The following is a 9,700-nucleotide window of genomic DNA, read 5'->3' on the forward strand; positions in this document are numbered from 1 at the left end:
CCTCGACCACCACGACCACCACGACCACCGCCGCGCCACCGGCGCGGCCTCACCGGGGCGCGACGCGCGGGCGCCCATCCCACCCGCGCAGACACGAGGAACGATGACCACCCGACGCACGCTCACGGCGCTGGCCGCCGTGGGGGCGCTGGCCCTGCTGGCGGCCTGCGGCACCACCGACGAGCCCGCCTCCGACGCACCGAGCACCTCGGCCGCCTCCGGCCCGGTGTCCATCACCGACGACCGCGGTGAGACCGTCGAGCTCGACGCCCCCGCGACCCGCGTCGTGTCCCTGGAGTGGATGCAGACCGAGATGCTGACGTCGCTCGGCGTCACGCCGGTCGGCGCGGCAGACGTCGCCGGGTACACCTCCTGGGTCGGCACCGTCGTGCCGCTGCAGGGCGAGCCCGAGGACGTCGGCACCCGCGGCGAGCCGTCGGTCGAGGCGATCGCCGGGCTCGAGCCCGACCTCATCGTCGGCGTGACCTCCTCGATCCCCGAGGGGGCCATGGAGCAGATGGAGCGCATCGCCCCGGTGGCCCTGTTCGACGGGGCCGACGCCTCCGACCCGCTCGGCTACGTCGAGCAGACGTTCCGGAGCATCGCGACGCTCGTCGGCCAGGACGACGCCGCGGACGACGTCATGGCGGCCTCGCAGGCGACCATCGACGAGAACGCGGCCGCGATCGCGGACGCCGGCCTGGAGGGCACGCCCGTGGTGTTCGCCTCGCCGTACGCCGAGGGCGCGAACGTGACCATCCGCATGCACGGCCCGCGCACGGCGTTCCAGGCCGTGGCGGACGAGATGGGCCTGGCGGCCGCCTGGGAGGACCCGGGCGACGACGCGTACGGCCTGTCGTACGTGGACGTCGAGGGGCTGACGGCGCTGCCGGAGGACACCCGCTTCCTGTACTGGGGCAACGACGACGAGGACGACGTGGTCGCGACCACGCTCGCCGACAACCCCGTGTGGCAGTCGCTGCCCTTCGTCCAGCGGGACCACGTGCACCGCGCGGGCGTCGGGATCTGGGCATACGGCGGTCCCGAGTCGCTGGCCGGCTGGTCGGACGACCTCGTCGCGCAGCTCACCGCCGAGTGACGCCCGCGCCGTGACCACCTCGCCACCTCGCGCCGGCACCCGGCGCGGCGCCGTCCCCTCTCCGCTGCCGGGCGGGGACGGCGCCGCCCGGCCCGGCGGTGCCGCGCCGCGTCAGCCGGTCCGCACCGGCGTCGCTCTCGGCCTGCTCGTGGCCTGGCTCGTCGTGGCCGCCGCGTGGCACCTGACCCAGGGGACAGCCGACGTCACCGTGGGCGAGCTGTGGCGCGCGCTGACGGGCCAGGGCGACCTGGACCAGGCCGCGGCGGTGGTCACGGCGTCGCGGCTGCCCCGGCTCGCGGCCGGTGTGCTGGTCGGCTGCGCGCTCGGGGCCTCCGGCGCCGCGCTGCAGGGCATCGCGCGCAACCCGCTCGCGGCGCCGGACACGCTCGCGGTGAACGCCGGAGCGCACCTCGCGGTGACGGTCGCGGCGGTGGCGGGCGCCTCGCTGGGCGCGCTGCCGGGTGTCGCGGTGGCGTTCGCGGGCGGCCTGGCCGCGGCCGGGGTCGTGATCGGGCTCTCCGGGGGCCCGGCGGCCTCGCCGGTGCGCCTGGTGCTCGCGGGGTCGGCCATCACGCTGGGGCTCGCGTCGGTGACGCAGGCCCTGCTGGTGCTGTTCCCGTGGGAGACGCAGGGGCTGTTCGCCTGGGGAGCGGGCTCGCTCGGGCAGAACGGCATGGGCACCGTCCGCAGCATCGCGCCGGTCGCGGCCGCGGCCCTGGTCGGCCTGCTCGTCCTGGGGCGGCGCCTGGACCTGCTGCAGCTCGGCGACGACGCGGCGCGGTCGCTCGGGGTCGACGTCGCGCGCACGCGGCTGGTCGGTGTCGTGCTCGCGGTGCTGCTCGCAACGTGCGCGGTGGCCGTGACCGGACCCATCGGGTTCGTCGGCCTGTGCGCGCCGCTGCTCGTGCGCCTGCTGGCCACGTGGGTCCGCCCGCTGACGCGCCACCGGGTGCTGATCCCGGCCGCCGCGGTCGCCGGCACGGCCCTGGTGCTGACGGCGGACGTGGCGCTGCGGCAGCTCTTCGGGCCGGTCAGCGGCGTGACGGTGCCGACCGGTGTGGTCACGAGCCTCATCGGCGCGGTCGCGCTGGTGCTCCTCGCCCGCCGGGCGCGCGCCGCCCTCGAGCCCGACACGCTCGTCACCCTGCGCTCGGGCAGCGCGCTGGCGCGGCGGGCGCCCGCGCTCCTGCTCGGCGGCGCCGTCCTGCTGGCGGTCGCCGCCGTGGTGGCGGGTGTCCTGCTGGGTGACTCCACGGTGCTGCTGGGCGACGTGCAGAACTGGCTCGCGGGCCGGGCGTCGGTGCGGCTCGACATCGTCCTGGACTCGCGGGTGCCCCGGGTGGCGGTCGCGCTGCTCGCCGGTGCGTGCCTGGCGCTGGCCGGTCTGCTCGTACAGGCCGTCACCCGTAACCCGCTCGCCGACCCCGGCGTGCTCGGCATCGCGCACGCCGCCGGGCTCGGCGCCGTGGCCGTGATCGTCGCCGTGCCCGGCCCCGCCTTCGCCGCGGTGTTCGCGGGGGCGGTGCTCGGCGCGGTGCTGGCCGGCCTGCTGGTGTTCGGCGCGACCGCGGGCAGCGGCATGGCGTCGGGTCGCCTGGTGCTCGTCGGCCTCGGGACCGGTGCGGCCGCCAGCGCGGTGACGACCCTGCTGCTGGTCCGCACCGACCCGTGGAACCAGAACCGCGCGATCACGTGGCTCGGGGGGTCCACGTTCGGCGCGGGCGTGCCGCAGATCGTGCCGCTCGTCGTCGCCCTCGCCGCCGCGGGGCTGGTCGTGGCCCGCACGCACCGCGACGTGGACCTCGTGCAGGTGGACGAGGTCACCCCGCGGGTGCTGGGCGTGGACCTGCCGCGGTCGCGCCGCCTGCACGTCGCGGTGGCCGTGCTGCTGACGGCCGCGGCCACGGCGGCGATGGGCCCGGTGGCGTTCGTGGGCCTGGTCGCCCCGCACGCGGCGCGGATGGTGATCGGCCGCAGGCACCGGTGGCTGGTGCCCATGACGGTCGTCCTCGGCGCCACGCTGGTGTGCGTCGCCGACACGGTGGGCCGGACGGCGATCGCCCCGGCGCAGCTCCCGGCGGGCCTGGTCACGGCCGTCGTCGGCACGCCGTACTTCCTGTGGCTCCTGTGGCGGATGCGGGCGACCGCACGGCGCTGACCGCGCCGCTGTGCCAGTGCGCCACCCGCGCCGCTGCGCCGCCGCGCCTCCGTCGCAACGCGCGGCGGGGCGGGGCAGTGCCCGCCCCTGCCCGCCCCTGCGCGCGCCCGCCCGGCGCGGTGCCTCAGCGCGCGAGCCGCTCGACCGCGGCGGCGAACACCGGGGGCAGCCGGACCGCAGCGGGCACGAGCGCCCCGCGCAGCGGGGACGTCGCCGCGGCCACGAGCGCGGACGTGAGCAGGCGGTAGTCGCGCGTCGCGGCCGACCACGCCCGCTCGTAGCCGTCCGGGTCGTCGAGGTGCGTGATCGCGGCGCGGGCCTGGGCGAACCCCAGGCGCAGGCCCTCGCCGGTGAGCGCGTCGACGTAGCCCGATGCGTCGCCGACCAGCAGCACCCGGTCGCACGCGCGCGCCCGGGTGCGCTGGCGCAGCGGCCCCGCCCCCCGGTCCGCGGCCTCCACCGGGGCCCCCTCGAGGTGCTCGGCGAGCCGGGGCATCGCCGCGAGCTCGTCGTCGACGTCGATGGGGGACGGTCCGAGCAGCGCGACCCCGACCAGGTCCGGCCCGACGGGCGTGACGTACGCCTCGGTCCGGCGGCCCCAGTGGACCTCGACGAGATCGGTCCAGGGCGTCACGCGGTAGTGGCGCCGGACGCCGAACCGCCGCACCCGGCGCCGGGGCGGCGGGGCCTCGAGGCCGGTGAGCCGGCGCACCGCGGAGTGCAGGCCGTCGCAGCCCAGCAGCCAGCGGCCCCGGACCTCGCGCCCGTCGGTGCAGCGCGCCGTGACGCCCGCACGGTCCTGGTCCACGTCGACCACCTTCGCGGGGTGCCGCGCCACGGCGAGCTCGGTCGCGCGCCGGTCGAGCGCGCCGTGCAGCACCGTCCGCCGCACGCCGCGCCCCGGGTCGCCCGCGAACCGGTGCTCGGCGCGCAGCGCGTCCCGCACGTACGCGATGCCCGCGAGCGGGTGCCCCGGCGGCCGCACCCCCAGCCGGTCGAGGGCGCCGACCGCCTGCGGCATGAGGCCCTCGCCGCACGCCTTGTCGACGGGCGGGCGGCGCGGCTCGACGACCAGCGCGGTCAGGCCGGCGAGCCGCGCCTCGACCGCGGCGGCGAGCCCGACCGGCCCGCCGCCGACGACGAGGACGTCGGCGTCGGGGGTCACGTGCGCTCGCCGGCCAGGCGGAGCGCCCGCTCCTCGGCGGGGATGCGGAACCCCAGCAGCAGGACCGCGTTGAGCACGGTGAACGCCACCGCCGTCACCCAGGCCGTGTGGACGAGCGGCAGCGCGACGCCCTCCACGACCACCGCGACGTAGTTGGGGTGGCGCAGCCAGCGGTACGGCCCGCCGGCGACGAGCGGCAGCCCCGGCACGACGATCACGCGCGTGTTCCAGCGCGGCCCGAGGGTCGCGATGCACCACCACCGCAGCGCCTGGCTGGCGACGACCAGCGCGAACGCCGGCCAGCCGAGCCACGGCAGGAACGGGCGGTCGGCGAGGTGCGCCTCGAGCACGCACGCGAGGAGCAGCCCGGTGTGCAGCGCCACCATCGCCGGGAAGTGGCCGAGGCCCGACTCGACGCCCCCGCGGGCGACGGACCAGCGGGCGTTGCGCGCCGAGACGACGAGCTCGGCGAGCCGCTCGAGCGCGGTGAGCGCCACGAGGACGTCGAACCACACCAGCGAGCTCATGCCGCGGCCCCCCAGCGCAGCGCGACCAGCTCCGCCCCGACGCCCGGCCCGAAGGCCAGCACCACGCCGAGGCCGCCGTCGTCCGGCGGGGGAGTCGCCGCCAGGACGTGCAGCACGGCCGCGGAGGACAGGTTGCCCGTGCGGGCCATCGTCGCGCGGCTGACGGCGAGCGCCTCGGGCGGCAGCCGGAGCGCGTCCTCGACGGCGTCGAGGATGCGCGGGCCGCCCGGGTGGACGACCCAGCGGGCGACGTCCGCGGTGGTCGCCCCGAGCGGCGCGAGCAGGGCGTCGACGTCCTGCGAGACGTGCGCGGCGACGGTGTCGGCCATGCCCCCCGACAGCACGATGCGCAGGCCCTGCTCGCCGACGCGCCAGCCGAGGTCCCCGGCGGTGCCGGGGTACAGCACGCTCCGCGACCCGACCACCCGGGGACCGTCCACGCCGTCGCGGGCCGCACGCTCCTCGCCCACCAGGACCGCGGCCGCGGCACCGTCGCCGAACAGCCCGGTGGCCACGAGGTTCGCCGTCGAGTCGTCGTCCTGCTGGAACGTCAGCGAGCAGAGCTCGACGGACAGCAGCACGGCGACGTCGCCGGGGTGGGCCGTCAGCCGGTCGTGGGCGAGCGCGAGCCCCGCGGCTCCGCCCGCGCAGCCGAGCCCGAAGGACGGCGAGCGCCGCACGTCCGGTCGCAGCCCGAGCCGCTCCACCAGCAGCGCGTCGAGCGACGGCGCGGAGACGCCGGTGACGGTCGTGAACAGCAGGTGGTCGACGTCCGCGGGCCGCAGCCCGGCCGTCCGCAGGGCGTCGAGCACGGCGCCGGCGGCCAGCTCGGCCCCCTCGCGCAGGAACAGGTCGTTCGCCTCCCCGAACGACCCGAGCCCGGCGTACTTCTCGAGCGGCAGCACGAGGTGCCGGGTGTCGACCCCCGCCGATCCCTGGACCCGCTCGAGCAGCGCCCGGCGCCCGGGGTCCCGGGTGAGCAGGCCGCCGATCTCCGCCGTGATCTCGGCCTGGCGGTACGCGTGCGGCGGGAGGGCCGGGCTGACGGCGAGGATCCGGGACATGGCGCGATCCTCCCCCCGTGCAGGGGCGCTCGCGACCGGTGGCGGGGCGGGGCGCCGGCGGCCCCGGCGCCGGTCAGCCGGTCGCGACCAGGAGCACGACGACGACTGCCGCGGTGAGCATCGCCGCGCGGAACGGCCACCGGCTGGCCGGGCTGCGCAGCGCGACCACCGCGGCGGACGTCGCGAGCGCCGCGGTGGCGGCGAGCGCCAGGAGCCCGCCTGCCCCGGGCGTGCCGGGGGAGGCCAGGACGACGACGGCCGCAGCCGCCAGCAGCACCGCGGCGGCGCCGGTCGCGGTCCGGCGGCGCCCGAGCCGGTGCGGCAGCCCGTGCACGCCGGTCGCCGCGTCGTCCTCGAGGTCGGGCAGCACGTTGGCGAGGTGGGCGCCGACGCCGAGCCCCGCCGCTCCCGCGGTCACCCACCACGGCGCCGGTGCGGGGTCCGCCACGGCCAGCGTCGCGACCGACGGCAGCCCGCCGAACGCGACGGCGTACGGCACCCAGGACCACACCGTCGACTTCAGACCGGCGTTGTACCCCCAGGCGACGGCGACGAGCCCGACGTGCAGCGCGCCCGGCACGGCACCGAGGGCGGCCGACAGGAGCACGCACGCGGCGGCGGCCGCCAGCGCGGCGGTGCGCAGCCCGGCGGGGGAGACGTCGCCGGACACCACCGGCTTGCCCACCCGCCCGACCGCGCGGTCCCGCGCCGCGTCGATCCAGTCGTTCGACCACCCGACGGAGAGCTGGCCCGCGAGCACGGCGGCGGCGACGAGCAGCGCCCGGCCCGGGCCCGCGTCGGCGGCCCCGGCGGCGAACGCCCCGGCGAAGAGCGTGACCGCCGCCGCCGGCGCGGGGTGGCACGCCCGGAGCAGCGCGGTCGCGCGCCGTGTGGCGGACGGCGCGGCGGAGGGCGGGACGGACGGCGTGCTGGAGGGCGGGACGGGCTCCGGCGGCCGCCCGTCGGCGCGCCCGGCCCGCGGGGGCACGTCGTGCTGGCGCATGGGGCTCCTCGTCGCGGCGGCGGGTGCCCATCGTCCCCCGGCGGGGCGGCGCCCGCTCCCCGGGGCGTCAGGCGGCGCGGTGCGTGGGCGCGAGCAGGGCGTCGAGGAACCCCACGAGCCGCCCGGGCTCGCCGCCGAGCTCGGGCAGCGAGGTGACGATGGCGGTGGCGAGCGTCCGCACGGGCACGTTCGCGTCGTTCGACGCCACCCGCAGCCGGTGGAACGCGGTCCGTGGGTCCGTGCGCCCGGCGAGTGCGACCGCGCCGCACGCCTGGTCGATGACCGCCCTGCTCTGCGCCGCCGCGGCGATCGACGCCGTGGCGGCGGCCTGGGCGTGGTCGTCGACGACGCCCGTCAGCTCGGTCACGTAGCCGCCCACGGCGACCGCGGCCCCGTCCGGCCCGCCCTGGGTCTCCCCGACGACGCCGACCAGCCGTTCGTGCCCGGACGCGTCGCAGATGCGGTGGACGCACGAGAACGGCTCGCCGGGGCCGGTCCCCGGGTCGAGGGTGCAGGCCACGCGGTCCCGGTCGCCCGGGTGCTTGTGGGCGAGCAGCAGCTCGGTCGTCGGCACGACCTCGTGCGGGGCGAACCCGTGGATGGCGTAGACCTGGTCCGACCACCACCACGCGCCGGTGGTCAGGTCCAGACGGTAGGCGCCGCAGCGGACGGGTGTCCCCACGGCGAGGGCGTGCTCGACGGCGGTCGGGTGGGTCATGGTTCCGCGCTCCTGCCCTGGCACGGTTCTCCCCGGGCACGTCCCCGACCCGGGAGAGCGGTCTCGCTCGACGGTACGCGGGACGGCCCTCCGGCGACACCGGGGGGCCGACGTCGACCCGGCCCCGGGCTCAGTCCCCGGTGTCGGGCAGCGTCGGCACCTCGAGCCCGGTGCCGCGGTGCACGAGCGCGCCGCGCACCACCGCCGACGCCCCGAACCGGCGCGCCACCGCGTCCACCGCGGCGTCCAGCCCGCGCGGGTCGCTGCCGTCCAGGTCGAGCGTCGGCTGCCAGTGGTCGTCCGGCTCGAGGCCCGTGAGCGCCACCCCGACCAGGGTGAGCCCCCGCTCCCGCACCAGCCCGGCCGCGTCCGCGAGCAGCGCGGTGGCCGCGGCCGCGAGGTCGGCGCCCGAGGACGTCGCGTGGGGGAACGAGCGCGACCGGGTCGCGGTGCCGTAGTCCGCGAACCGCAGCCGCAGCACGACGGTCCGCGCGAGGCGGTGCCCCGCGCGCAGGCGACGGCACACCCGGTCGACCAGCCCGAGCAGCGCCGCGCGCACGTCGTCGGGGGCGTGCGGGCCGGGACCGAGCGCCCGCTGCGCCCCGACGGAGCCGCGGCGCCGGCCGGTCTCGAGCCGCTCGGGCGTGCCGCCGTGCACGACGGCGTGCAGGTGGCGCCCGCGCGCTGGGCCGAGCGCGGCCACGAGCACCTCCCGCGGGAGCGCGGCGACGTCGCCGGCGGTCCGCAGCCCGTACGCCCGCAGCCGGCCGGCCGTCACCTCGCCGACGCCCCACAGCAGCTCGACCGGCAGCGGGTGCAGGAACGCCGCCTCGGCGGCCGGGTCGACCAGCAGCAGGCCGTCCGGCTTGGCGACGCGGCTCGCGACCTTCGCGAGGAACGGCGTGCGCGCGACCCCCACGGTGATCGGCAGGCCGACCTCGTGGGCCACCCGGGCGCGGACCCGCGCGGCGAGCGCGAGAGGCGGGGCGTCGATCCGGTGCAGGCCGTGCACGTCGAGGAACGCCTCGTCGATCGAGACGCCCTGCACGGCGGGCGTCGTGTCCTCGAAGATCGCGAACACCGCCCGGCTCGCGGCGGAGTAGGCGTCGAACCGCGGCCGGACGACGACGAGCCCCGGGCACAGGGACCTCGCCTGCCGCGCGCTCATGGCGGTGCGGACCCCGCGGCGCTTCGCCTCGTAGGAGGCTGCCAGCACCACGCCGCCGCCCACCGCGACGGGCCGTCCCCGCAGCCGCGGGTCGTCGCGCTGCTCCACCGAGGCGTAGAACGCGTCGAGGTCGGCGTGCAGGATCGTGGCGCGTCGCGGCGGCGCGGGCTCCGCCGGCGGGGCGACGGGTGGCCCCGGCGCTCCGCCGGGCGCGGGGCGGGCCGGACGGCTGGACACGGGCCCATGCTCGACCCGACCACCGACACGAGCGCGGTCCGGGTCGCACGGCCCGGCGCCCCGGCCGACGATGGGCGCATGGCCGAGCCCGACGCCCCCGCCGCCGACCGCCCCGACGCCGCGCACCTGCCGCCCGACGGCGTCCCCGAGGCGGTGGTCGAGGCGGTCGGGGGAGTGACCGCCGCGTTCGAGGTCGTCGAGCACGCCCGCGGGATGCTCTACGCGTTCCACCGGCTGATCGGGCGCGCGGACGCGGAGCTGGCCGAGGCGCTGGACCGGCTCGAGGCGGCGGGTCACCCCGACCTCGCCGAGGAGGTGCGCGCCGAGGTGGTCGGCCGCAACGTGCTCGCGGGGCGTTGGACGTTCCAGGTGGTGGAGGACTTCGACGACGGCTACCACCGGGCGTTCGCCGACGCCGAGCGCCGCGTCCGGGACGAGCTCGTCGCCGGCCGCCGGCACGTCCACGAGTCCCAGCTCAAGGAGCGCAACCGCACGCACGGCCGCCCGGGGCACGAGTCCCGGCCCGGTCCGACCGGGTGACGCCACCTGCGCGACACGGCG

The 9,700-nt window shown here is 78.6% G+C and carries 9 protein-coding genes; 3 read left to right on the forward strand and 6 right to left on the reverse strand.

Annotated features, from left to right (window positions below; translation table 11 throughout):
* Nucleotides 1–103 precede the first annotated feature (103 nt).
* The gene (locus AAHH18_RS05545; RefSeq protein ID WP_343300874.1) at nt 104–1,099 is read left to right on the forward strand and encodes an iron-siderophore ABC transporter substrate-binding protein; all 996 of its coding nucleotides are present in this window, start codon (nt 104–106) and stop codon (nt 1,097–1,099) included.
* 10 nt (nt 1,100–1,109) lie between these two features.
* Nucleotides 1,110–3,257, forward strand: coding sequence for an iron ABC transporter permease (locus tag AAHH18_RS05550; protein WP_343300875.1), 2,148 nt, complete (start codon nt 1,110–1,112; stop codon nt 3,255–3,257).
* A 124-nt stretch (nt 3,258–3,381) separates the two neighbouring features.
* Here the strand turns inward: AAHH18_RS05550 and AAHH18_RS05555 are convergent, their stop codons facing one another.
* The 6 genes from AAHH18_RS05555 to dinB all read right to left on the reverse strand — a co-directional run bounded on the left by AAHH18_RS05555 (nt 3,382) and on the right by dinB (nt 9,046).
* Nucleotides 3,382–4,422: an NAD(P)/FAD-dependent oxidoreductase gene (locus AAHH18_RS05555; RefSeq protein WP_343300876.1), complete on the reverse strand. Its 1,041-nt coding sequence runs from the start codon at nt 4,420–4,422 to the stop codon at nt 3,382–3,384.
* Nucleotides 4,419–4,949 (reverse strand): isoprenylcysteine carboxyl methyltransferase family protein, encoded by a 531-nt coding sequence (locus tag AAHH18_RS05560; RefSeq protein ID WP_283320420.1) that lies wholly within the window; start codon nt 4,947–4,949, stop codon nt 4,419–4,421. The genes AAHH18_RS05555 and AAHH18_RS05560 overlap by 4 nt, the downstream gene beginning before the upstream one ends.
* Nucleotides 4,946–6,013, reverse strand: a complete 1,068-nt coding sequence (locus tag AAHH18_RS05565; protein ID WP_343300877.1) for a type III polyketide synthase — start codon at nt 6,011–6,013, stop codon at nt 4,946–4,948. The genes AAHH18_RS05560 and AAHH18_RS05565 overlap by 4 nt, the downstream gene beginning before the upstream one ends.
* Nucleotides 6,014–6,086: 73 nt before the next feature.
* On the reverse strand, nt 6,087–7,016 hold the full coding sequence (locus AAHH18_RS05570) for a UbiA family prenyltransferase (protein ID WP_343300878.1): 930 nt from the start codon (nt 7,014–7,016) through the stop codon (nt 6,087–6,089).
* Nucleotides 7,017–7,083: 67 nt separating this feature from the next.
* Nucleotides 7,084–7,734 carry a PAS and ANTAR domain-containing protein gene (locus AAHH18_RS05575; RefSeq protein WP_343300879.1) on the reverse strand — a complete coding sequence of 217 codons (651 nt, stop codon included), beginning with the start codon at nt 7,732–7,734 and terminating at the stop codon, nt 7,084–7,086.
* A gap of 130 nt (nt 7,735–7,864) precedes the next feature.
* Nucleotides 7,865–9,046, reverse strand: a complete 1,182-nt coding sequence (dinB, locus tag AAHH18_RS05580) for a DNA polymerase IV (protein WP_343300969.1) — start codon at nt 9,044–9,046, stop codon at nt 7,865–7,867.
* A 171-nt stretch (nt 9,047–9,217) separates the two neighbouring features.
* Between dinB and AAHH18_RS05585 the strand changes: the two genes are divergently transcribed.
* Nucleotides 9,218–9,679 (forward strand): hypothetical protein, encoded by a 462-nt coding sequence (locus AAHH18_RS05585; protein ID WP_343300880.1) that lies wholly within the window; start codon nt 9,218–9,220, stop codon nt 9,677–9,679.
* Nucleotides 9,680–9,700: the final 21 nt, after the last annotated feature.

Origin of the sequence: Cellulomonas olei (assembly GCF_039548315.1) — a bacterium.
GTDB lineage: Bacteria > Actinomycetota > Actinomycetes > Actinomycetales > Cellulomonadaceae > Cellulomonas.